19 protein-coding genes and 1 pseudogene are annotated in these 21,538 nt (G+C 71.3%); 3 read left to right on the forward strand and 17 right to left on the reverse strand.

The window, feature by feature from the left end; all coding sequences use genetic code 11:
- Positions 1-11: 11 nt before the first annotated feature.
- From ABZY89_RS17680 to ABZY89_RS17760, 17 genes are all read right to left on the reverse strand, one after another.
- Positions 12-1,385, reverse strand: coding sequence for a nucleotide pyrophosphatase/phosphodiesterase family protein (locus ABZY89_RS17680; protein ID WP_355229248.1), 1,374 nt, complete (start codon positions 1,383-1,385; stop codon positions 12-14).
- Positions 1,382-2,566, reverse strand: coding sequence for a metabolite traffic protein EboE (gene eboE / locus ABZY89_RS17685; RefSeq protein ID WP_355229250.1), 1,185 nt, complete (start codon positions 2,564-2,566; stop codon positions 1,382-1,384). Before eboE ends, ABZY89_RS17680 begins: the two co-directional genes overlap by 4 nt.
- Entirely contained in the window at positions 2,563-3,420 is an 858-nt protein-coding gene (locus ABZY89_RS17690; protein ID WP_355229251.1) for a TatD family hydrolase, read from the reverse strand. Before ABZY89_RS17690 ends, eboE begins: the two co-directional genes overlap by 4 nt.
- Positions 3,420-4,025, reverse strand: coding sequence for an EboA domain-containing protein (locus tag ABZY89_RS17695; protein WP_355229253.1), 606 nt, complete (start codon positions 4,023-4,025; stop codon positions 3,420-3,422). The genes ABZY89_RS17690 and ABZY89_RS17695 overlap by 1 nt, the downstream gene beginning before the upstream one ends.
- On the reverse strand, positions 4,022-4,900 hold the full coding sequence (locus tag ABZY89_RS17700; protein WP_355229255.1) for a sugar phosphate isomerase/epimerase family protein: 879 nt from the start codon (positions 4,898-4,900) through the stop codon (positions 4,022-4,024). Before ABZY89_RS17700 ends, ABZY89_RS17695 begins: the two co-directional genes overlap by 4 nt.
- On the reverse strand, positions 4,897-5,745 hold the full coding sequence (locus ABZY89_RS17705) for an SCO3242 family prenyltransferase (protein WP_355229257.1): 849 nt from the start codon (positions 5,743-5,745) through the stop codon (positions 4,897-4,899). The genes ABZY89_RS17700 and ABZY89_RS17705 overlap by 4 nt, the downstream gene beginning before the upstream one ends.
- On the reverse strand, positions 5,742-6,893 hold the full coding sequence (locus tag ABZY89_RS17710) for an inositol-3-phosphate synthase (protein ID WP_355229259.1): 1,152 nt from the start codon (positions 6,891-6,893) through the stop codon (positions 5,742-5,744). The genes ABZY89_RS17705 and ABZY89_RS17710 overlap by 4 nt, the downstream gene beginning before the upstream one ends.
- Positions 6,890-7,711 carry a ThuA domain-containing protein gene (locus ABZY89_RS17715; protein ID WP_355229261.1) on the reverse strand — a complete coding sequence of 274 codons (822 nt, stop codon included), beginning with the start codon at positions 7,709-7,711 and terminating at the stop codon, positions 6,890-6,892. Before ABZY89_RS17715 ends, ABZY89_RS17710 begins: the two co-directional genes overlap by 4 nt.
- A 65-nt stretch (positions 7,712-7,776) precedes the next feature.
- A complete protein-coding gene (locus ABZY89_RS17720) occupies positions 7,777-8,952 on the reverse strand; it encodes a Gfo/Idh/MocA family oxidoreductase (protein ID WP_355229262.1) in 1,176 nt (391 codons plus the stop codon).
- A gap of 82 nt (positions 8,953-9,034) precedes the next feature.
- Positions 9,035-10,072: a substrate-binding domain-containing protein gene (locus ABZY89_RS17725; protein ID WP_355229264.1), complete on the reverse strand. Its 1,038-nt coding sequence runs from the start codon at positions 10,070-10,072 to the stop codon at positions 9,035-9,037.
- Between the two features lie 80 nt (positions 10,073-10,152).
- Entirely contained in the window at positions 10,153-11,202 is a 1,050-nt protein-coding gene (locus ABZY89_RS17730) for an ABC transporter permease (protein WP_355229266.1), read from the reverse strand.
- Positions 11,199-12,758, reverse strand: a complete 1,560-nt coding sequence (locus tag ABZY89_RS17735; protein WP_355229268.1) for a sugar ABC transporter ATP-binding protein — start codon at positions 12,756-12,758, stop codon at positions 11,199-11,201. The genes ABZY89_RS17730 and ABZY89_RS17735 overlap by 4 nt, the downstream gene beginning before the upstream one ends.
- Complete coding sequence (locus ABZY89_RS17740) at positions 12,755-14,017, reverse strand: ROK family transcriptional regulator (protein WP_355229270.1); 1,263 nt, start codon at positions 14,015-14,017, stop codon at positions 12,755-12,757. The genes ABZY89_RS17735 and ABZY89_RS17740 overlap by 4 nt, the downstream gene beginning before the upstream one ends.
- Before the next feature lie 227 nt (positions 14,018-14,244).
- Positions 14,245-16,377: a PQQ-dependent sugar dehydrogenase gene (locus ABZY89_RS17745; RefSeq protein WP_355229271.1), complete on the reverse strand. Its 2,133-nt coding sequence runs from the start codon at positions 16,375-16,377 to the stop codon at positions 14,245-14,247.
- A 156-nt stretch (positions 16,378-16,533) separates the two neighbouring features.
- Complete coding sequence (locus ABZY89_RS17750) at positions 16,534-17,739, reverse strand: ROK family transcriptional regulator (RefSeq protein ID WP_355229273.1); 1,206 nt, start codon at positions 17,737-17,739, stop codon at positions 16,534-16,536.
- A gap of 30 nt (positions 17,740-17,769) precedes the next feature.
- Positions 17,770-18,897: a signal recognition particle-docking protein FtsY gene (ftsY, locus tag ABZY89_RS17755; protein WP_355229274.1), complete on the reverse strand. Its 1,128-nt coding sequence runs from the start codon at positions 18,895-18,897 to the stop codon at positions 17,770-17,772.
- 18 nt (positions 18,898-18,915) lie between these two features.
- On the reverse strand, positions 18,916-19,170 hold the full coding sequence (locus ABZY89_RS17760; RefSeq protein ID WP_355229276.1) for a hypothetical protein: 255 nt from the start codon (positions 19,168-19,170) through the stop codon (positions 18,916-18,918).
- Positions 19,171-19,336: 166 nt separating this feature from the next.
- On the opposite strand from ABZY89_RS17760, the gene ABZY89_RS17765 reads away from it, so the two are divergent.
- The 3 genes and pseudogenes from ABZY89_RS17765 to pgk all read left to right on the forward strand — a co-directional run.
- Complete coding sequence (locus ABZY89_RS17765; protein ID WP_355229278.1) at positions 19,337-20,329, forward strand: glycosyltransferase family 2 protein; 993 nt, start codon at positions 19,337-19,339, stop codon at positions 20,327-20,329.
- Between the two features lie 25 nt (positions 20,330-20,354).
- On the forward strand, positions 20,355-21,398 hold the full coding sequence (locus ABZY89_RS17770) for a methyltransferase domain-containing protein (protein WP_355229280.1): 1,044 nt from the start codon (positions 20,355-20,357) through the stop codon (positions 21,396-21,398).
- A 44-nt stretch (positions 21,399-21,442) separates the two neighbouring features.
- A pseudogene (gene pgk, locus ABZY89_RS17775) lies at positions 21,443-21,538 on the forward strand (phosphoglycerate kinase); the annotation flags it as partial.

Consider the following 21,538-nt stretch of genomic DNA (forward strand, 5'->3'; position numbering starts at 1 on the left):
AGGGGAGCGGTTCAGGGGAGCAGGGATGCAAGCAGGTCGCGGACCTCGGTGGCCTCGAACCGGTCGCGCTTGACGGAGGCGTCGGAGCAGACGAGCACCGGGCCGCGCTCGGGGTCGTCCGGCAGCCGGCCGTGGCTGCCGGAGACGGGGGCGGGGTCGAGCGGCACCACGCTCATGGCGTAGCGCAGCCCGGCCGTCTTGCGGGCCAGCGTGGTGGCCGCACGCAGCTTGACCCAGCGGTCCTCGGGGTCGAGGAACAGCTCAGCGGGGTCGTAGCCGGGCTTCTTGTGGATCTCGACGCCGCGGGCGAAGTCGGGCGCGTTCGCCTCGTCGAGCCAGTAGTAAAAGGTGAACCAGGCGTCCGGCTCGGCCACCACGACGAGCTCGCCGGCGCGTTCGTGGTCGAGTCCGTACGCCGCCTGGCCGGCGCGGTCGAGGACCTCGGCCACACCGTCCAGACCCTGCAGCAGGTCGCGCACCCGCTCCAGGTCCTCGGGGTCCTTGATGTAGACGTGGGCGATCTGGTGGTCGGCGACCGCGAAGGCCCGCGAGGTCCACGGGTCGAGCAGCTCGCCGGTGGCGTTGTGGTGGACGTGCAGGAGGCCCTCGCGGCGCAGCAGCCGGTTGACGTCGACCGGGCGGGTGGCTCGGGTGATGCCGTACTCGCTCAGCAGCACGACGCGTACGCCTGCGGCCTCGGCGTCGTCGAGCAGCGGCGCCAGGGTGGCGTCGACGTCGCGGGCGGCCTGGGCCGCCTGTGGGCTGTCCGGGCCGAAGCGCTGCAGGTCGTAGTCGAGATGCGGGACGTAGACGAGGGTGAGGTCGTGGTCGGGCATGACCTTGCGGGCGGCCGCGACGATCCAGGCCGAGCTCTTGATCGAGGCCGTGGGACCCCAGTAGGTGAACAGCGGGAACGGCCCCAGCTCCGAGGTGAGGGTGTCGTGGAGCTCGGGCGGCCACGTCCAGCAGTCCGGCGACTTCTTGCCGTCGGCGTGGTAGGCCGGGCGCGGGGTGACGGTGGTGTCGACGTCGGCACCCATGGCGTACCACCAGCAGATGTTGGCGACCTTCGCGCCGGGTCGCCGGCGGCGTACGACGTCCCACAGCTTCTCGCCCTGGACCAGCGCGTTGTGCTGGCGCCACAGGAGCACCTCGCCGAGGTCGCGGAAGTACCAGCCGTTGCCGACGATGCCGTGGTCGCGCGGCAGCGCGCCGGTCAGGAAGGTCGACTGGACCGAGCAGGTGACCGCGGGCAGCACCGTGCCCAGCTCGGCGGTGAACCCCGACTCCCCCACCTGCCGCACCCGCGGCATGTGCTGGAGCAGCTCGGGGGTCATCCCGACCACGTCGATGACCAGCAGCTTCTCACCCAGGTTGTCGCTCATGCCGATGCCTCCTGCAGCTGTTCGAGACCGGACTCGAGGAGCCGGTCACGGGTCCAGGCCAGCTCGGCCGCGATGCCCGCGACCAGGCCGGCGTCCCCGTCCGGGCGGACCTGCTCGGGCAGGACGCCCCAGGTGTAGGTCTCGACCTCGAGGTGGTCGGTGTGCGCCACCGGGCCACCGAGGAGCGCGTCGAGCGTGCCCGCGAGGTGGTCGCGGGTGCTGCGCAGCGGCGGGGCCGGGTCGGCGTGGAGAGGTACGTGGAAGTGCACCCGCCAGGGATGCTCGGCCGGCAGCGGACGATGGCCGGCGAGCGCCTCGGGCAGGTCGTCGCGGCTGTCCACCCGCGCCCCGCGCGGCTCGCGGGTCTGGTGGAGGAAGCGGTCCTCGGAGTAGGAGGCCAGGGCCTCCCGGGTGGCCGGGTCGCTCGGGTCGTCGGCGTGCAGGGCCGCGGAGACCTGGACCTTGACCACCGGCAGTCCGGCCACACGCAGCCGGTCGAGCGCCTCGGTGGCGTCCTCGAACTGGGTGGCGAGATGGCAGGTGTCGACGCAGATGCCGAGGTGGTCGGGGGCCAGCCCGGCGAGCCGGGTGACCGCGTCCCGGGTCGTCTCCACGACGCAGCCGGGCTCCGGCTCGAACCCGACCCGCACCAGCCGGCCGTGCTCGGCCTCGATCCCGGCCAGGCCGTCGGCGAGCTCGCCGATCAGCTCGCGCGCCGCCCGGTCGCGGTCGGTGAACCACGGGGTGCGCCAGCCCAGCGGGAGGGTCGAGATGCTGCCGCGTACGGCATCGTCGGGCAGCAGCGCCGACAGCACCCGGGCGCAGTCGAGCGTGTAGTCGAGGCGGCGCCGGGTCGACCAGTCCGGGGAGTAGACGTCGCGCTTCACCACCGGGGCATGGAACCCGGCGTACGGGAAGGCGTTGAGGGTGACGACTTCGAGCCCGTGGCGGTCCAGGCCGGTGCGCAACCGGTCGAGAGTGGCCGGGTCGCCGGCCAGCTCGTGGGCGGTCGCGGCGGGCAGCCACAGACCGAGGCCGAGCCGCTGCACGCCGAGCCGGGCGCGCACCTCGCCGGCGTAGCGGCGGAGCTGGTCGAGGATGCCGTCGACGTCCTCGGCGGGGTGCACGTTGCTGCAGTAGCCGAGGTGGACGACCGTGCCGTCGCGGTGCCGGAACCTCATGCCCGCTCACCTCGCAGCAGCGAGTTGCCGGCGAAGGTCGCGCCCTGGTCGGCCGCAGGTACGTCGAGCAGCAGCCGTCCGCTCTGACCGAAGAACTCCACCGGGTTGCGCCACAGCACCCGGTCGACGTCGTCCTCGGTGAAGCCTGCCGCCAGCATCGCCTCGCCGGTCGCCCGGGTGCGCAGCGGGTCGCTCTTCCCCCAGTCGGCGGCGGAGTTGACCAGCACCCGGTCGAGACCGCGGCGCTGGAGGATCGCGACCATCCGGTCCGGGTCCATCTTGGTGTCGGGATAGATCGAGAAGCCCATCCAGGCGCCCGCCTCGTCGACGACGTCGACGGTCACCTCGTTGAGGTGGTCGACGACGACCATCCGGGGCTCCATCCCGGCCGCCTCGACGAGGTCGAGGGTGCGGCGGGTCCCGGCCAGCTTGTCGCGGTGGGGCGTGTGCACCATCGCGGGCAGCGCGAACTCGCGGGCCAGCTCCAGCTGGCGGCTGAACGCCTTCTCCTCGTCCTCGGTCATCGAGTCGAAGCCGATCTCACCGACCGCGACGACGCCGTCCTTGGCGAGGTAGCGCGGCAGCAGGTCGAGCACCGGAGTGCAGCGCGGGTCGTTGGCCTCCTTCGGGTTGAGCGCGATCGTGCAGTGGTGGGCGATGCCGAACTGCGAGGCCCGGAACCGCTCCCAGCCGACCAGCGCGTCGAAGTAGTCGACGAACGAGTCGACGCTGGTCCGCGGCTGGCCGAGCCAGAAGGCCGGCTCCACCAGGGCTCGGACGCCGGCGGCGTACATCGCCTCGTAGTCGTCGGTCGTGCGCGAGGTCATGTGGATGTGCGGGTCGAAGATGCGCATCAGGACTCCCGAGCGGTCTGGGTGGGGGCGGGAAGGAAGGAGAGGGCGTCGGCGGGCACCTCGCGGCCGGCCGCGCGCCGCTCGTCGGCGTAGTCGGCGACCATCCGGCGCAGCTCGTCGTCGGATCCGTCGGGTCTGTCGAGGCCGGCCACCAGGCGAAGAGGTACGCCGACGAAGAGGCACTTGAGGACGGCTTGGCGCCACGCGGCGGGATCGAGACGACCGGCGTACGTCCCCAGCGCGGCCGCCACCAGGCGCGGGTCGTTGGTGCGCAGCGCGTCGTGGAGCAGGTCGACGGCGCGGTCGCCGATCGCGTCCTCGAGCTGCCCGAGGCCGAGCAGGACCGCGCGCCGCTCGTCGGCGTCACCGAAGCGGTAGAGGTCGTGCACCTCGGCGCTCAACGCGTCGGCGTCACCAGTCAGACCACGGCCGAGCGCCACCAGCAGCCGCACGCGTACGTCGTCCTCGACCCGCTCAGCGCCCGGCTCCGGCGAGTTGCCCGGCGTGCGGCCGATCTCCCTGGCCGCGGCCGGGAAGCGGGTCCTGATCCGGGTGGGGTCGGCCTCGATCTCGGCGCACCACTCCGCGAGCAGCTTCTCGTTCATGCGCTCACCTCCTCGGATCGGGGCAGGTCGTCGAGGGTCTCGCGCAGGAACGCGAGGGAGCGCTCGGCGACGACCGGGGCGGCGTGGGACTGGCGGGGCAGCTCGAGCGCGGCGAGCCCGGTGTAGCCGATCTCGACGAGGGTGCCGAGCGCGGCGGCGAAGTCGACCTCGCCGGTGCCCAGCTCCAGGTGCTCGTGGACGCCCTCGACCATGTCGTCGACCTGCACGTTGGCCAGCAGCGGCCCGGCGAGGCGGATGGTCTCGGCCATCCCCCGCGGCTCGTTGCACACCACATGGCCGAGATCGAGGGTGACCCGCAGCAGCTCCGGGTCGTCGAGGCGCCGCCGCAGCTCGATCACGGAGTCGAGGGTGTCGACGAAGTGCCCGGGCTCGGGCTCGACGGCGCACACGACGCCGCGGCGGGTCGCGACGTCGAGGACCCGCCACACTCCGTCGCACAGGCGTCCCCAGGCCCGGTCCTCGTCCACGCCGTCCGGCAGGGTGCCCGACCAGAACGAGACCGCCTCGGCGCCGAGGTCGGCGGCCACCTCGACCGCCCGGTGCAGGTAGTCGACCCGGCGGCTCGCGTCCGGGCCCGGATGAAGCAGGGTCGGGTAGTGCTTACGGAGCGGATCGAGGATGTAGCGAGCGCCGGTCTCGATCACGACCGACAGGCCGAGCTCGTCCAGCCGGCGGCCGACCTGGGCCACCCGGCCCGCCAGGTTCGGCCGGAAGGGGTCCAGGTGAAGGTGGTCGAGGGTCAGCGCGACCCCGTCATAGCCCAGTGCGGCCAGGAGGCTCAGCGCGTCCTCGAGCCGGTGGCTGTGCATGCCGTTGGTGCCGTAGCCGAACCGCAACGTGCTCGTCGTGCTCATGTCGGTGACACCACCTTCGAGGCGGCCTTGACGACCGGCCCGGCGGCCAGCAGCGCGACCGCGGCCAAGGGCGAGCGGCGGGCGATGAGCGCCGCCTGGAGCGGGATCATCCCGCGGATCCCGGCGCCGGTGGCGCGCCGGACCGTACCTGCATCCGGCGAGGAGACGGCGGCGAGCTGGGCGGAGCCGACGCTGCGTGCGTACGTAGCGGCGAGGGCGACAGGAAGCGCAGCCCGCCCGTGGCCGGCCGCCGCGGCCGCGGTCAGGGCCGTGACGCCGCCGGCCAGACTCGCGGTGCGCGGCTGAGTGCCATGGACCTCGCCCCGGCTGAGCAGGGTGACCCCGGCGGTGTGGGCGGCGAGGAGACCGGCCGGCACCAGCCCGGCCCGCGTACGTCCGCTCGCACTCGCCCCGAGGAGCACGTCGAGGCCTCGGGCGGCGGCCATCGCGACCGGTCCGGCCGAGGTGTCCTTGAGGACGGTGTCATAGGCCCACACCGTCCCGGCCAGGGCGGCCGCCGTCACCGCCGCCGGACGCCCGCCGGCGAGCCCGGCCAGCCCGACACCCGCCGCGGTCAGCCCGACGGCCACGCCCAGCGCCTGCCGCGGGCTGACCCGGCCCGACGGGATCGGCCGCTCGGGGCGCTCGACGGCGTCGAGATCCCGGTCGGCCCAGTCGTTGAGCGCCATCCCGGCCCAGTACAGCGCCACCGAGGCGGCCGGCATCGCGACCGCGCGGGCCCGCAGCGGACCGGCCGCGGCGGCACCGGCCAGGGTGTCACCCGGCACGGTGAGGGCCGCCGGTAGCCGGACGAGCTCGGCGAAGGCTCGGGCGCGAGACGTCATCCGCCCACCCGAGCGCACCACGCGACCAGCTCTTCCCACTGCGTGCCGAGCCGATGCTCGGTGGAGCCGGCCGGGTCCTTGAAGAAGAACCCGAAGGGAAGCGGTCCGCTCTCCCCCACCTCGTGCGCGCGCAGGACGAGCCGGGCGAGGTCGAGCACCAGGGGCGCGGCCAGCGCGGAGTCGCAGCCGCTCCAGGTGAACTGCAGCGACATCCGTACCCCGAGGAACCCCTCGAAGGAGACGTGGTCGATGGCGGTCTTCCAGTCGCCGTGGTCGGGGACGTAGTCGATGTGCATCGGCCCCTCCACCGGGTGACCGAGCATCGCCTCCAGCCCCTGGGCCTTGGTGACGAGCTTGCTCTGCGCGTTGGCCGGGTCGGCGAGCGTGGCGCCGTCACCACCACCGAGCATGTTGTACGAGGCCCAGGCGTTCACCTGCAGCGCCCGCGTCGAGAACATCGGCGCCAGCGCCGACTTCAGCAACGTCTCCCCGGTCTTCCCGTCCGAGCCCGCCCACGGGAGCCCGGACCGCTCGGCGAGGGTGACGAGCACCGGCGGCCGCGGGCCCGGACTGGGCGTGAACGAGACCACCGGACAGCCGGCCCGGTAGGCAGCCAGGACGTAGACGGAGCTGGCCGGCAGCGGGGATTCCCCCGCGGCCAGCGCCGCGTCGAGGGCGTCGGGATCGGCGAGCGGTCCGCCGTCCACGACCTCGGCCGGCGGCTCGGTGCTCGCCACGTCGATCACGACAACCCGCTCGAGCCCGTGCTCCTCACGGAAGGCCACCAGATCGGCGGTCAGCCGCTCGACCGCGACACCCTGCGGCTCGGCGCCCGCCGGGTCATAGCCCGTACGCAGCCGCGTCTCGACCTCCTCCAGCTCACCGGCGATCGCCGGCAGGATCCCGGCGGGAACGACCCCGCCCGCGGCGAGCCGCTCGGCCCGCTTCAGCAACGGGTCCGCCCGCAGGTCGTGCCCACCGATCACCAGATCGTCCAGGGACGGCAGCCCGGCTGCGGCGATCTCCGGCTGCTCGGCGACCAGTCCGACCCGACCGGCGAGCCCGGCCCGGACGGCCAGCGCGCCGACGGTCGTGGTGACACCGACCGAGCCGCACGCACCGACCAGCCACAGTCCGACCCGGCTCATCGATCCGCCTCGCAACGGAACCGCTCGGCCCCGGCGACCATCTGGATGCCGCCGAGCACGTGGGAGAGGAACTCCGGCTCGGTGAACGACTCCGAGGTGTGGCCCATGCCGGTGTAGAAGGCCCGGCCGCCGTCGTAGCGGTGGCACCAGGCGATCGGGTGCGGGTCACCCATGGCGAACCGGCCCGGGTCGTAGCTGCGCTCGTCGAGGTCGGCGAGGACCCGGATCGAGTCGGCCGGACGGTCGCGGAAGCTGTACCACTCGTCCCAGCGCGTCCACCGCTTCGGCAGCTCGGCCGTCGCCGCGGTGTTGTGCGCATGCACCTTCACCGTCGCGGTCTGCTGGGCGGGGTGACCGGCGAAGTAGGCACCGACGAGGCCGCCGTACCAGGGCCAGTCGTACTCGGTGTCGGAGGCGGCGTGCACGCCCACATAGCCACCGCCGTCCTGGATGTAGCGCTCGAACGCGGCCTGCTGGCCGGCGTCGAGGACATCGCCGGTGGTGGAGAGCCACAGCACCGCCTCGTACGCCGCCAGGTCGGTGTCGTTGAACACCTCCGCGTCCTCGGTGGCGGTCACCGTGAAGCCGTTCTCGGCCCCCAGCCGCTCGATCGCCGCGATGCCGTCAGGGATGGAGCCGTGCCGGAACCCAGCGGTCTTGGAGAACACCAGGACGTCGTACGTCCCGGCCCCCTCGCTCACATCGGAGCGGTCCGCGCTCGCGGCCGGCGCCGCTGACAGGCCCGGGGCGAAGGCGGCCACCGCCACCAGCCCGACTCCCGCGATCAGCGTCCGGAACCTTCTCGATCCGTGCTTCATGTGCGTATCCCTTCTGTGCTCAACGGTCTGAACAGGCTGGAATCGGCCGAGCGGCCCCGAGTGGATCAGGCGGGTATCTCCTGCCAGGTCCTGGTGTCTGAGCTGGTCTCCACCGCGGCGAGCACGCGCTGCACCTGGAGTCCGTCGGCGAACGTCGGCGTCGGCTCGGTGCCCTCGCCGAGCGCCCGAACGAGGTCGACGACCTGGTGGGTGAAGCCGTGCTCGTAGCCGAGGCCGTGGCCCGGGGGCCACCAGCCGGCCACCCACGGGTGCTCGGGCTCGGTGACGACGATCCGGCGGAAGCCGCCCTCGGTGGCCGGCAGGGTCGCGTCGTGGAAGTGCAGGACGTTCATGTCCTCGAAGTCGAAGGCCAGGCTGCCCTTCGACCCGTTGATCTCGATCCGGATCGCGTTCTTGCGGCCGGTGGCGAAGCGGGTGGCCTCGAAGGAGCCGACCGCTCCCCCGGCGAACCGCGCCAGGAACAGCGCGGCGTCGTCGACGGTGACCGGCCCACGTTCGGCGCCGGCGGTGGCGGAGAGCCCGGACGAGGTCTCCGCCACCGGGCGCTCCTTGACGAACGTCTCCAGCATCCCGGAGACCTCCAGGATCCGGTCTCCGGTGATGTGCTGGGTCAGGTCGATGACGTGGGCGCCGATGTCGCCGAGCGCACCCGAGCCGGCCTTGGTCTTGTCGAGGCGCCAGCTCAGCGGGGTCTCGGGGTCGGCCAGCCAGTCCTGGAGATACTGCGCACGCACGTGGTGGAGCTCTCCGAGACGGCCGTCGGCGACCAGCTTCCGGGCCAGGGCGATAGCGGGCACCCGGCGGTAGGTGAACCCCACCATCGCCCGCACTCCACGCTCGGCGGCCACCGCGGCGGCCGCGGCCATCCGCTCGGCCTCGGCCACGCTGTTGGCCAGCGGCTTCTCGCAGAGCACGTGCTTGCCGGCCTCGAGCGCGGCGATCGCGATCTCCGCGTGGGTGTCGCCGGGCGTGCACACGTCGACCAGGTCGACGTCGTCGCGGGCGATCACGTCGCGCCAGTCGGTGACGCTCTCCTCCCAGCCGAACCGGGTGGCGGCCTCCGCCACGCGAGTCGCGTCACGGCCGCAGAGAACCTGCATCCGCGGGGTCAGGGGAAGGTCGAAGAAGCGGTGGGCACTGCGCCAGGCGTGGGAGTGGACGGCGCCCATGAAGGCATAGCCGATCATCCCCACCCCGAGCGTGGCGTTCTGCTCGGTCATCGGAACTCGATCCTGTGTTTCGGTGGTGTCGCTCCGCGCCCGAGCGCGGAGCGATCTTGCGGTCTGGCTGGGTCGGGCTCGATCAGGACTCGAAGGCCGTGGGCAGGAACTCGTCCACGTTCTCCTTGGTGACGACGGGCGCGTCCAGCTGGATGGTGCGCGGCACGGTCACCTCGACCAGGTCGGACATGGCCTTGTCCTGAGCCAGGAGCCGGGCGAGCTTGATGCCGTCAGCGGCCTGGGTGGAGGGGTAGATGACCGTCGCCTTGAGGACACCCTTGTCCGACTCGATCTCGCGCATCGCGTTGGCCGAGCCGGCGCCACCGACCATCGTGAACTCGTCGCGACCGGCGTTGTTGATCGCGGCGAGGACGCCGACGCCCTGGTCGTCGTCGTGGTTCCACAGGAAGTCGATCTTCGGCGCGGCCTGGAGCAGGTTGGAGGCCGCCTTCTCGCCGCCCTCGACGGTGAAGTCGGCGGCGACCCGGTTGTCGACGTCGAGGTCGCACTTGGCCAGCGCGTCCTTGAAGCCCTTGCTGCGGTCCTGGGTCAGGGGCAGCGAGTCGATGCCGGCGATCTCGGCGACGACGGCGTCCGTCTTGCCACCGGCCTGCTCGCAGACGTACTCACCGGCCGAGACACCCATGCCGTAGTTGTCGCCGAGCACGGTGACCCGGGCGGCGTTGGGGTCGTTGAACTCACGGTCGACGTTGATGACGGGGATGCCGGCCTCCATCGCCTTGAGAGCCACCGGCGTCATCGCGGCGCCGTCGAAGGGCAGCAGCACGATGGCGTCGACCTTGTCGTTGATGAAGGTCTCGACCTGGCTGATCTGCAGGTTGACGTCGTTCGTGCCCTCCGCCAGGCGCAGCTCGACGTCCTCGTAGGAGTCGCCGGCGGCCTTCGCCTGCTCGCTGATCGCGCCCATCCAGCCGTGGTCGGCGGCGGGGGCCGAGAAGCCGATGACGACCGTGTCGCCCTTCTCGTCGTTGGAGCCGGCCTCGGCGTTGGACGTACCACCGACGTTGTCGGACTTCTCGGGGGTGTTGCTGATGCACGCCGAGAGGGCGAGCACCGAGAGGCCGGCGACGACGATTCTTGCTGTGGACTTCAGTTTCATGGAAGTGCTCCTAGATCGTGCGAGGTGGAGAAGGGATTGGTCCGAGAGCCGTGGACGGCTGGCTGGATGGCGTAGGGCGGTCATGACCCTGGCTGTCGTGAGAACCGCTTCTGCAGCAGCACGGCGGCGATGATGATCAGCCCCTTGGTAAAGGCCTGAGCGGAGATCGAGAGGTTGTTGATCACGAACACGTTGGTGAGGGTCATGAAGATCAGCACCCCGAAGACGGTGCCGACGATGGTGCCGCGCCCGCCGGAGAGCAGGGTGCCGCCGATGACGACCGCGGCGATGGCGTCGAGCTCGTAGAGCTGGCCGTGGGTGGCACTTCCGGTCGTGGTGCGGCTGACCAGCATGATCGCGGCGATGCCGCAGCAGAGACCGACGAGGACGTAGAGGAGCACGGTGTGGCGGCGTACGTTGATGCCGGCCAGACGCGAGGCCTCCGGGTTGCCGCCGATGGCAAGGGTGCGCCGGCCGAAGGTGGTGCGGTTGAGCAGCACCCAGCCGATCACGGCCACGATGACGAAGATCCAGACCAGGACCGAGATCCCGAGCACGTCGCGGGAGAACGCGTCGGTGAAGCCCGGCACGCTGACGATCTGGGTCTTGCGTGCAGAGATGATCTCGGCCAGACCGCGGGCGCTGGCCATCATGGCCAGCGTCGCGATGAACGGCACAACTCCGCCGTACGCCACCAGCAGGCCGTTGATCAGACCGGCACCCGCGCCGACCAGGAGGGCCGTGGTGACGATGAAGATCCAGTGGTAGTCGTTGGCCATCGCCTGCGTGGACAGCGTCGTGCACCACACCGAGGAGAGCGCGACCAGCGCGCCCACCGAGAGGTCGATGCCACCGCCGGTGATGACGAAGGTCATCCCGATGCTGACCACGCCGATCACCGCGGCGAGGCGGAGGATCGTCATCACGTTGTCGACCGATGCGAACCGCTCGCCGCCGGTGACGACGCCGACCAGGGCGAGCAGCGCCAGTGCCAGGACCAGGCCGAGGTTGTGGCCCGCGCCGCTGCGCATCAGCTGCCCGATGCCGCCGGGCTCGGCCCGGCGGGCAGCCTCCTTCTCCACCCGGGCGGTGTCCGCTTGCGTCGCGGCGCCCGTCGGTGTGTCGCTCATGCGACCTCTCCTTCCATCACGAGGTCCAGGACCTTCGACTCGTCGATCTCGGTGGCGGGTCCCTCGTGGACGACGGAGCCCTCGCTGATGACGAGGACCCGGTCGGCTAGACCGAGCACCTCCTCCACCTCGCTGGACACCACGACCACGGCGACACCTTCGTCGGCCAGGCGGCGGACGAGGTTGTAGATCTCGGTGCGTGCCCCGACGTCGACGCCCCGGGTGGGCTCGTCGAGGAGCAGCACCTTGCAGTCGCGCAGCAGCCAACGGGCGAGCACGACCTTCTGCTGGTTGCCGCCCGACAGGTTGCGGACCGGCCGGTCCACCCCGGCCGGACGTACGTCGAGCGAGCGGCTGAGCTCCTCGGCGGCGCGGCGCTCGGCGCCGCTGTCGAGGAAGCTGCCCTTGGAGAACCGGTTCAGGGACGAGACGGTCACGTTGCGGTAGACCGCTTGGTCGAGCAGCAGCGCCTGGCTCTTGCGCTCCTCGGGAGCCAGGCCGATCCCGGCGGCCACCGCGGCCCGCACCGAGCCACGGCGCAGCTTGCGGCCGTTGACGTTGACCGTGCCCGCGCTGGAGCGGCGGGCGCCGTAGACGGTCTCGAGGATCTCCGAGCGGCCGGAGCCGACCAGGCCGGCCAGACCGACGATCTCGCCGGCGTGGACGCGGAGGTCGACGTCGTGGAAGCGGTCACCGGACAGGCCGGTGGCCTCGAGCACCGGCGTGCCGTCCCGACCGGGTGCGATCGCGGGGCGCTCGGGGAAGACGTACTCGATCTGGCGGCCGGTCATCAGCGTGATCAGCTCCCGGGTCGGGGTCTCCTCGACCGGGAGCCCGGTGGCCACGGTGCGGCCGTCCTTGAGGACCGTGATCCGGTCGCCGATCTGGCGGATCTCCTCGAGGCGGTGGGAGATGTAGATGATCGCGACACCCTCTGCGGTGAGGCCGCGCATCACCCGGAAGAGGTTGTCCACCTCCTCCTGGTCGAGGACCGCCGACGGCTCGTCGAGGATGAGCAGACGGGTGTCGTGGGAGAGCGCCCGCGCCATGCTGACGATCTGCTGCCCGGCCGGCGAGAGGTCGCCGACCAGCTTGTTCGGGTCGACCTCGCTGTGGCCGAGCCGGGCCAGGAGCGTACGCACCCGCTGGGTCGCCTCGCTGCGGCGGCTGAACCCGGCGGTGGCCAGCTCGTGACCGAGGAAGATGTTCTCGGTCACGGTGAGCCCAGGCACCAGGTCGAGCTCCTGGTAGATCGTCGAGATGCCGCGCTTCATGGCGGCGACCGGTGTGGTCAGCCGGACCGGCTCGCCCTCCCAGAGGATCTCCCCCTCGTCGGGCTGGTACGCCGCCGAGAGCACCTTGATGAGGGTCGACTTGCCGGCGCCGTTCTGTCCGAGCAGGCAGTGCACCTCCCCCGCGCGGACGTCGAGGTCGACGCCGCCGAGGGCGAGCACGCCGGGGAACCGCTTCACGATCCCGGTCATCTCGAGCAGTACGTCACCCCCGTCTGCGCTGGCGGCGGGGCCGTCCGGCGACGGCTTCGGGGTCTGGGTCATCGGGTTCCTCCGTGCAGTTCGGCGAGGGCAGTGGGGTCGGAGAGCACCGGCTCCAGGGAGACCAGTGCGCCGCCGCGTACCGCGGCGGTGGGGCCGAAGGCAGAGATCGCGACCTGGGTTCCACCGGCGCGTGGCGCGAGGACGTCGGCGGCGAGCCGCGCCTCGACGGCAGGGCGCAGCCACTCGCCGAGCACGGCGAAGTAACCGCTGAGCACGACGGTGCCGGGGTTGAGCGTGTTGACGAGGACTGCGGCGCCGGTGCCGAGCCAGGTCCCGACCTCGTCCAGCGCCGCCAGGGTGCGGCCGTCGGCGAGCCGGGCCCGCTCGACCAGGGTGGCGAGCCGCTCCTCCAGGGTCAGCACCGGGTCGCGGACCGGGTCGTCGGGGTCGGTGGCCGCCTCGAGCAGCGCCCGCAGACCGACCACGGTCTCCCAGCAGCCGGTGCGGCCGCAACCGCACAGCCGACCGCGAGGGTCGACCGGGAGGTGGCCGATCTCGCCGGCCCAGCCGTGCCGGCCCGGAGCCACTCGGCCGCCGCTGACGATCGCGCCGCCCAGGCCGACCTCGCCATAGAGCACCACCATGTCGGCGCGGTCGGCGTCGGTGAGGTCGAGCTCGGCGGTGGCGGCGAGGGTGGCCTCGTTGGCCACGCGCACCGGCGGCACCGGCGCGGCGTCGGCGGCCAGCCGGCGGCGTACGTCCTCGGCAGCGTCGATGTCGCGCCAGCCGAGGTTCGGGGCGAGGGTGACCCGCTGCGTCGCGGTGTCGACGAGGCCCGCGACGCCGACGGTGATGCCCGCGACGGTGGCGCCGGCGGTCCGTGCCTCGGCGAGGGCGTCGTCGACGAGGCCCGCGAGCTCGGCCAGCACATCCTCCGGCGGAAGTCTGCGGCCGTCGATGCCGCGGCGGAACTCGGCGATCACCGTCCCGGCGAGGTCGACGGCGACGACGGCGAGGTGGTCGACGTTGATCTCGGCACCGATCCCGCACACCGAGCCGCCGACGAGCCGGACCTGGACGCCGGGGCGGCCGGCGCCGCGGCGGTCGGCGTCCGCGCAGGTGACCAGCCCGAGCTCGGCGAGGTCCTCGATCAGTCCGGTCGCGACCGTGCGGGTCAGTCCGGTCTCCTCGGCCAGGCGCCCGCGCGAGCGCGGGCCGCGATCACGGAGGGACCGAAGGAGCAGACCCATCCGCGCGTTCCGGACGGCGGCCGGGTCGGCGGTGGCGGAGACCCGCACGGTGATGTCTGCGTCGCGCACGGTTGCCTCCTGTCCAGGGTGCGTCGCCCATCGCAGGCAGCCTGTGATGGCAGTCACAGAATTCGGTGACTGAGAGACAAACTAGTGACCTTTCTCACGTTGTACAACCCTTTCGTGGCGGTTTCTGCAAAGTTTCTGTCGAACTTTGGAAAGTGATTGGACAAAGTAGCCGAAAGGGGCACCCGGCCACGGCTGGCCGGATGCCCCTTTCAGGTTGATCGCGAGGGTCACTCGCTGGGTGCGATCACCACCTCGTCAGTGCCGGTGAGCGCCGGGATGTCGCCCTCGCCGGGGTCGGTGTACTCCGCCACGAAGACGGCGTTCAGGTCGTCCTGCCCGGGGTCGTGGCCACCGGGCACGGTTGTCACGATCGAGCCGCTGCAGCCGTTCGCGGTGGACTGCGGGTGCCCGTGCTCGTCGTGGCCCAGGACGTACGTCACCGAGACCCGGGCGCAGTCGACGGCCTGGTCATCGGTCACCTCGACCTGGAACTGGACGGTGTCACCGAAGTGGAACGCCTCGCCGGGCGCCGGGCTGGTCGTCAGGGTCACCACCGGGACGTCGTTGCCGACGACGACGTCGACGTCAGCCGAGGCGTGCTTGCCGCGGCCCGCCTTGCCCTTGTCCGTGACGGTCAGAGTCGCACGGTAGGCCCCCGGCTCCTCGTAGGTGTGGGTGGCGGTCTTCCCGGTGGCGTCGAACCTGCCGTCACCGTCGAAGTCCCACTGGTAGACGAGGCGGTCGCCGTCGGGGTCGGTCGTCCCGGCGCTGTCGAAGGCGACGGTCAGCGGCGGCTGACCCGCGGTCTTGTCGGCGCTGATGACCGGCTTCGGGCTGTGGTTGCCGGTGCGGGCGATGTAGTCGATCCGGGAGACCTGGGCCTCCTCGTTCTCGCTGAAGAACCCGTCGCCGTACTCGAGCATGTAGAGCGAGCCGTCCTTGCCGAACTCCAGGTCCATCACGTTGTCCGTGGCGAACGTGGAGAGCACGGACTCGATGCCGGTGAGCTCGCCGTCAGCGTCGAGCCGCATGCCCTTGATGTAGTCCCGGCCCCACTCCGCGAACAGCGGAACGCCGTCGTAGTACGCCGGCCAGGCACCGGAGAGCGGGTCCTTGGTCGCCGACTTCCGGAAGTCGTACGCCGGGCCGGCCATCGGGGCGATGCCGCCCTGGGCGCCGAGCTCGGGGAACTCCTCGGACTGGCTGTAGGTGTACCAGACGGTCGGCTGAGTGACCGGCGGGAGCTCGGTCAGACCGGTGTTGTGCCGAGAGTCGTTGACCGGGGCGTCACAGTCGAACGCCGGACCCGAGGTCCCGGTCGCGAAGTCGTAGTCGCGGTAGGGCAGCTCGGCGGTCGCACACAGCGGCCAGCCGTAGTTGGCCGGCTCCGTGACGACGGTCCACTTGCCCTGGCCCGCCGGCCCGCGGTCCGGGTTCGCGGCAGAGGCGTCGGGCGAGTAGTCGGCCACGAAGACGCGGTCGGTCTGCGGGTCGATCTCGATCCGGAACGGGTTGCGCAGACCCATCGCGTAGATCTCCGGACGGGTCTTGTCGGTGCCCGGCGCGAACAGGTTCCCGGCCGGGACGGTGTAGCCGCCGCCTGCCTTCGGCTTGATCCGGAGGAGCTTGCCGCGCAGGTCGTCGGTGTTGGCGGCCGTACGCCTCGCATCGAAGGCCGGGCTGCGGTTCTCGCGGTCGTCGAGCGGGGCGTACCCGTCGGACTGGAACGGGTCGGTGTCGTCGCCGGTGGCGAGGATCAGGTTGCCCGCGGAGTCGAAGACGATGTCGCCGCCGACGTGGCAGCAGCGCCCCCGGTCCACCGGTACGTCGATGATCTGCTGCTCGGTGGACAGGTCGATCTTGCCGCCGGCGAACTTGTAGCGCGAGAGCCGGATCGCACCCTTGAAGGGCTCGAAGTCGGCGGGCGTGCCGTACTCGGGGGCGTCACCCTCGTTGACGTCCGGCGTGGCCGGGTCGTCGACAGGGGTGTTCATCGGGGGCGAGTAGTAGACGTAGACCCACTTGTTGGTGCGGCCGTTGTATCCGGGGTCCAGAGCGATGCTCTGCAGACCCTCCTCGTCGTGCTGGTAGACGTTGAACTGGGCTGCGACGCTGTTGACGCCGGTGTCGGAGTCGTTGAGCCACACCTTCCCGGCGCGGGTGGTGTGGAGGACGTCCCCGTCGGGCAGGACCGCGAGGTCCATCGGCTCACCGGGGCGGTCGTTGAGGGTCACCTTCTCGAAGTCGGTGTCAGGCGGCGGGGCGGCCGTCGGGGCCGCGTCCGCGGACGTCGTGAGGGGGAGAACCAGGAGGCCGGAGACCACGGTGGTGGCGACGCTCCAGAGGGTGAATCTGCGCACGGTCCATCTCCTTCTCTCGCTGCATGGGAGGGGAGCGAGATCGTCCGCGAACGTATCGATGTGACGCCGGTCACGTCAAGTGACTTGCGTACTTTCGCAAGATGATTTCGAAAGATGGGACATTAGTCCGCCTCTGAGGTGGCCCGGGAGCCGGGTCTACGCCTCTCCGCTGCTGGGCGCGTACACCGAGGCGCTGATCAGGTGGGCGGCCCCGATGACGCCGCCCTCGTCACCCAGCTCGCTGAGCACGATCGGGAGGTTGCCGGTCGCCAGCGGCAGCGAGCGGCGGTAGGTCACGCTGCGGATCTCGGCGAGCAGGCCGTGGCCCAGCTTGCTGACCCGGCCGCCGATGACGATCAGGCCGGGGTTGAAGAACGAGACCAGGCTGGCCAGGACCTGGCCGATGCGGTGTCCGCTCTCCCGGATGAGCTGGACAGCCTGGGCGTCGCCACGGGCCACCGCGATGGCGATGTCCTCGGCGCTCAGCTCGCCCTTCTCCGCGAGCAGCTCGGCCAGCACCGGAGAGCGTCCGGAACGGGCCGCGGCGAGCGCCTCGCGAGCGAGCGCCGCCCCTCCGGAGAACGCCTCCAGGCAGCCGGTGTTGCCGCAGGCGCAGGTGGGCCCGAAGTCCTCGACGCGGATGTGGCCGATGTCGCCGGCGCAGCCGTCGACGCCGCGGTAGAGCTCCCCGTCCACGACGATCCCGCAGCCGATGCCGGTGCCGATCTTGACGTAGAGGAAGTCACGAGCGGTCCGGGCGACGCCGGCGTGCTGCTCCCCCGCCGCGAGGACGTTCACGTCGTTGTCGAGCACGACCGGGCAGCCCAACTCCCGGGCGACCGCGTCGCGCACCGGGTAGCCGTCCCAGCCCGGCATGATCGGCGGAGACACCGAGACGCCGCGGTGGAAGTCGACCGGCCCGGGTACGCCGATGCCCGCGCCCATCGGCTCGGTGACGTCGTGCTCGTCCAGGAGCGCGCGTACCTCGTCGAGCGCGGTCGCGAGCACCTTCTCCGGGCCGCTGCGGATGTCGCACGCCCGGGTGCGGGTGGCGATCACCGACAGCCGGCCGTCGGTGAGGCCCACCGACATGCTGGTGGCGCCGATCGAGATGCCGACGAACCGGATGTCCGGCGCGAGGTCGACCAGTGTCGAGCGCCGGCCGCCACGGGAGGCCGCCGGCCCGACCTCGTGAGCCATGCCCAGCTCGGTGAGCCGGCCGACCTCGGCCGCGATCGTGGTGCGGGAGACGTTCAGCCGGTCAGCAAGCTGAACCCGCGACAGCGGGCCCTCGTCACGGAGCTGGGCGAGCAGTCGTGCCTGCATGGAAGTCTCGGCCCGGCCGGCGAGTGAATGGCGCATACCGGCGATCCTGCCATGTGGCACAGGGAGTTAGCCCAGGAGCGCGTCGACGAAGGCCTCAGGGGTGAACGGGGCCAGGTCGTCGGGGCCCTCACCGAGGCCGACGAGCTTGACCGGGACACCGAGCTCGCGCTGCACGGCGACGACGATGCCACCCTTGGCGGAGCCGTCGAGCTTGGTGAGGACGATGCCGCTGACCGCGACGGCCTCGCTGAAGACGCGGGCCTGGATGAGGCCGTTCTGGCCGGTGGTGGCGTCGAGGACGAGCAGGACCTCGGTGACCGGGGTCTGCTTCTCGATGACGCGCTTGACCTTGCCGAGCTCATCCATCAGGCCGGCCTTGTTCTGCAGCCTGCCGGCGGTGTCGACGATGACGGTGTCGACGCCGGTGTCGAGGCCCTCCTTGACCGAGTCGAAGGCGACGCTGGCCGGGTCGGTGCCCTCCGGGCCGCGTACGACCTCGACGCCGACGCGCTCGCCCCAGGTGGTCAGCTGCTCGGCGGCGGCGGCACGGAAGGTGTCGGCGGCACCGAGGACGACCTTGCGGTCCTCGGAGACCAGGATCCGGGCGAGCTTGCCGGTGGTGGTGGTCTTGCCGGTGCCGTTGACGCCGACCATCAGCACCACACCGGGGGCGCCGTCGGAGCCGCTGACCTGGAGCCGGCGGTCCATGCCGGGGTCGACCAGCTTGATCAGCTCATCACGCAGCGCCGCCTTGACGTCGACCTTGCCGCCCTCGACGCGCAGCCGGGTGCGCAGCCCCTCGACCAGCTCTTGGGTCGGGGTGACGCCGATGTCGGCGGTGAGCAGGAGGTCCTCGATGGACTCCCAGGTGTCCTCGTCGAGCCGGTCGGACGAGAGCAGGTTGAGCAGGCCGCGGCCCAGCGCGTTGGAGCCGGCCAGGCGCTGGCGCAGCCGCACCAGGCGGGAGGCGGTGCTCTCCGGCTTCTCGATGACTGAGGGCTCCGCCGGCACCGTCTCCGGCTCGGCCTCCCCGACCGACGGCTCCTCCGGGCGGGTGATGACATCGGTCTCCGCCTCGGTCGGCAGCGAACGGGCCTTGCGGCGCCGGGTGCTGGCGACCAGGCCGACGATGCCGCCGCCGATGATCGCGACAGCGGCGACCGCGATGATGACGATGAGGGTGACCATGTCCATGGGCCTCATCCAATCAAACTAGGGGTTAGTTTCCGTAGTTCCTGGCTTGCGCTCACCGAGCAGCTCGGTGAGACGGTCCTCGCGGCGGGTCTGCAGGCGCGTGGCCGGACTGAGCGTGGGGGCCGTGTCGACGGCCCGCTCCATCGCCGCACCGAGCTTGGTGGCGTACGGCATCTTCTGTCCGCGGTGGGGGAAGACCGTGTAGACGATCACGAGTCCGGCCAGCGCGACGATGAGGAACATCGCCACGAAGATGACAAGGATGGTCGTCACTGGCTCGGCCAGCCCCCTTCTGGATACGCACGGACGGCGTCCACCCTCGCACACCTCGCCCCCGGAGCACACAACGGCACGCGCGGGCACGCGCCCGCGCCCGGGGCGTCCCGTCGTACGGCGCGGGATCTCGACAACGTCCACCGGGCCGGTAGTGTTTCACGGCATGAGGATCATCGGGACAATGATGGTCCGGGACGAGGTCGACATCGTCGCCGCGATGATCGAGCACCACCTGGACCAGGGTGTCGACACGTTGATCGTCACGGACAACGCGTCGGTCGACGGCACCACCGAGGTGCTCGAGCGCTACGCCGCCACGGGACGGGTCGAGCTCCACCACGACCCCGTCCACGAGAAGCAGCAGGGCAAGGTCGTCACCTCGATGGCCCGACGCGCCCGCACCCACTTCCGCGCCGACTGGGTCCTCAACCTCGACGCCGACGAGTTCCTGGTGCCCAAGGACAAGGGCCTGACCGTACGCCAGGCGCTCGAGGCCACTCCCCTGTCGCTGAACGCGTTCACCGTCGAGGTCGAGAACCTCGTCGGCCCGCCCGCCTGGACCGGCGGCGGCATCAACCGGCTCCAGTGGCGCGACCGGCGCTCCGACGAGCGTCTCGAGGCGGTCGGGCTCCACGCGCATCCGACGCCCAACGCGATCCACCGCGGCGAGTCGGACATCAAGGTCGTCCAGGGCAACCACTTCGTCTCGCTGATGAGCAACGGCCAGCCGCCGGACGAGGTCGCCCTCGAGGTGCTCCACCTCCCGTGGCGCTCCTGGGCCCAGCTCGAGCGCAAGGTGATCAACGCCGGCAAGGGCTACGAGGCCAACCCCGACCTGAAGCCGAGCCCGCGCCACCACGGGATGCGCGACTACCAGCGCTACCTGAGCGGCACCCTGCAGGACGCCTACCTCGCGCGCACGCCGACCCGGGCCGAGCTCGCCGCTGGCGCCTTCTCCGGGGACTACTCGTTCGACGACTGGCTGACCTACCACCTGCACATCGTGCTGGGCCGCTCGCTCGTCCCCGACCTCATGCGTGACGTGCTCGATCCCGAGAACGACAAGGCCGTGCCCGACGACGAGCACGCCCTCGGCGCCGAGCGCGGCCGGGCCGCACTGGCCGCCGAGCCCTACATCCCACCCCGCAACAGCTGAAACTCTCTTCTCAGGAGGACCTGTCTTGCCCACCTTCAGGGGCGCCGTACGCCGCGGCCTCGCCGCCGCAGGTCTGCAGACCGTCCGTGCCGCCGATGCCGAGGCTGCGCGCCTGCACGACCGGATCGACGAGCTCAAGCAGCGCAACCAGAAGCTGCGTACGAAGGTGGACGGGCTGCAGGGCGATCGAAACCGCACCACCGCGGTGCCGGCCATCCCGGGCCTGGACCGGCTGGAGTTGCGGCGCGAGCAGGTGCTCGCCGGGGTCAAGCCCGACGCCCTGATCCTGGAGATCGGCCCCGCGCACAACGCGATCCTGCCCAAGCGGGACGGCTATGACGTACGCATCGTCGACTATCTCGACCGCCAGGGTCTGGTTCAGCGCTATGCCGGTTTCTCCCAGTACGACCCCGATGACATCGAGGAGGTCGACTACGTCTTCCGGCCGGGAACTCCCTGGTCAGACGTGATCCCGGAGCGCTTCGACCTCGTCGTCGCCTCCCACGTCATCGAGCACACCACCTCGATGATCGACTTCATCAACGAGTGCGAGAAGCTGCTCAACCCCGAAGGCGTGCTCGCCCTGGTCATCCCCGACCACCGCTACTGCTTCGACCGCTTCCGTGAGCGCGCCTCGCTCTCGCGCGTCATCGACGCCTCGCTCTACCCGTCGTCGGTGCACACCATGGGCGCGGTCATCGAGGAGCGGCTCAACGCCGCCAAGCACGGCGGCATCACCGCCTGGGGCCCGCGCCACAAGGGCGACTACACCTTCGCCCACGCCCTGGAGGCCGTGAAGGCAAGTGGCGAGGAGGCCCAGCGCGGGGACCGCTACATCGACACCCACAACTGGGTCTGCACCCCCAACCACCTCCGCCTGCTGCTCCAGGACCTCGCCGACCTCGACTTCATCTCGATGCGGGAGACCTCCTTCCACGACACCGTCAAGCACGAGTTCTTCATCAACCTCTCCCCCACCGGCGAAGGCACCGGCCTCACCCGCGAAGAGCTAGTCGTCCTGGCCGACGACGAGCGCCGCGTCCTCGACCAGGCAGTCTTCGAGAAGTAGCCGAACCTGGGTGGAGCCGAGTCGGCGCAACTGCACGCCTTGGAGCGCCTGAGCGCCCCTACGTGGTCGTCCTCGGCGGCTCGAAGGTGTCCGACAAGCTCGGCGTGATCGACAACCTGCTCGGCAAGGCGGACAAGCTG

The sequence above is a fragment of the Nocardioides sp. NPDC006303 genome (assembly GCF_040613175.1).
Lineage (GTDB): Bacteria > Actinomycetota > Actinomycetes > Propionibacteriales > Nocardioidaceae > Nocardioides.